1 protein-coding gene is annotated in these 1876 nt (G+C 61.7%); it reads left to right on the top strand.

What is annotated here, in order from left to right; translation table 11 throughout:
* Window positions 1–112: 112 nt before the first annotated feature.
* Window positions 113–1402: a DUF2075 domain-containing protein gene (locus tag AB0I53_RS49515; RefSeq protein WP_358618183.1), complete on the top strand. Its 1290-nt coding sequence runs from the start codon at window positions 113–115 to the stop codon at window positions 1400–1402.
* The last annotated feature ends 474 nt before the right edge of the window (window positions 1403–1876 follow it).

The following is a 1876-nucleotide window of genomic DNA, read 5'->3' as shown; positions in this document are numbered from 1 at the left end:
CCGATCCCGACGAACCGGCACACCCTGCTTGATCACCGACACAGTCAGTCATGATCACACACGACCGTCACCCTAGATCACGAACGTCAGTAAGACCTCTCGCGGTGCGCTGTTGTCGTTCCTGCAGTCACGACTCGCACCAGCCTCCGGCGCTCAAGCCGCCGATGAATTGCTCGGCAGCAAAATCGCGCCGAGCCGGCAGCTGATGTCCGTAGCCGCCGCCGAAATTGAGGACCGCGAGCAATTCCTGCTACTCGATGAACAGCAGGTCGCCTACTCATTGGTGCTGGCAGCCGTGCTCAACGCTCGAAAATCCGACCACAAGGAAGTCATCGTCGTGACCGGCGGTCCCGGCTCCGGCAAGAGCGTCATCGCCCTGTCCGTGCTGGGCGAGCTGTATAGGCGGGGATACACCGCCCTACACGCCACTGGATCGAAATCGTTCACCACGACCCTGCGCAAGGCTGTGGGACACAGCGCTACCCGAGTCCACAAGTTGTTTCAGTACTTCAACAGCTTCATGGGGGCCGACCGCAACGACCTGGACGTTCTGATCTGCGACGAAGCGCACCGCATCCGCGAAACGTCAAACAGCCGATTCACCCCCCGTGCCCAACGCAGCAAACGCCGGCAGATCGACGAACTCCTCGACGCAGCCAGAGTCCCCGTCTTCTTTCTGGACGAACACCAAGTCGTGCGCCCAAACGAACTGGGCACCGTTGAGGCGATCGGGCAGGCCGCACACGCCCAGGGCCTGCAGATGCATCGCATCAACCTCAACGAGCAGTTCCGGTACGGCGGCAGCCACAATTACGAACGGTGGGTGCTCAGCCTCCTCGGCCTCGACGGCGAAGGGCTGGAGCGTTGGGAACCCGAGCCACGGTTCGACGTGCAGGTCGCAAGCACCCCAGCCGAACTGGAAGAAATACTGGCCAGCAAAGTCAATGAAGGCTACAGCGCCCGCATGACCGCTGGCTTCTGCTGGCCCTGGAGCGACCCCAGAGAAGACGGCACTCTTGTCGACGATATCGTCATCGGTGGCTGGCGCCGCCCGTGGACCGTCAGGGGAGAACGCTCCGTCAACGGCGCGCCCGCGGCGTCGCTGTGGGCAACAGATCCCGCCGGCTTCGGCCAGGTCGGCTTCATCTATACCGCCCAGGGTTTCGAGTACGACTGGAACGGCGTCATCTTCGGCCCGGACCTGGTCTGGCGCGGTGACCGCTGGATCGCCGACCGCACCGCCAGCAAAGACCTCACCGTCGCCCACGCCTCTAAACAGGACTACGACATGCTCATCCGCAACACCTACAAGGTGCTGCTCACCCGCGGCATGGTCGGCACCGTCCTGTACTCCACCGACGCCGAAACCCTCGACAAAGTCCGCAGCCTCATCACCGGCTGACTCCACCACATGCAGCACATTCGAACTGCTCCATGTGGAACGGGTGCAGCATTCAGCTGGCGCCAATGATCTAGCAACGGCGTCTTGTCGTGATGGCGACATCACCGCACCCGCATCTCGGCAGTTACCCGACTGTTTCTGGCGACGATCACAGAGGTGCGCACGCGACGTCAAGAGACCCAGATTTCCTGGGATATAAGGACTTTCGGCAGTGATTGTAAGCTGTGAACCGGCTGGCATTTGATCACGGGACGCAGCTATGGTCTGTCGCATGAACACCTGCATTGCGCAGGTATGCCACGAAAACGGGTTCGAGTCCCCCTCGGACACTCTTTTACCCCACGGGTTTTCCCGGATTTCCGGCTAAAGCCTGTCCCGCAATCGCGGGTCTGGGCGGTAGTGGATCATGTACTGGTGCAGGTGATCGGGGTTGAGCAGCCGGGGTGGATACCGACGTTCACGGGGCTGTCGGTG

The sequence above is a fragment of the Saccharopolyspora sp. NPDC050389 genome (genome assembly GCF_040655595.1).
In the GTDB taxonomy this organism is placed as follows: Bacteria; Actinomycetota; Actinomycetes; order Mycobacteriales; family Pseudonocardiaceae; genus Saccharopolyspora.
Note: the sequence above shows the minus strand (reverse complement) of the source record. Positions and strands in the feature narration are given on the sequence as shown.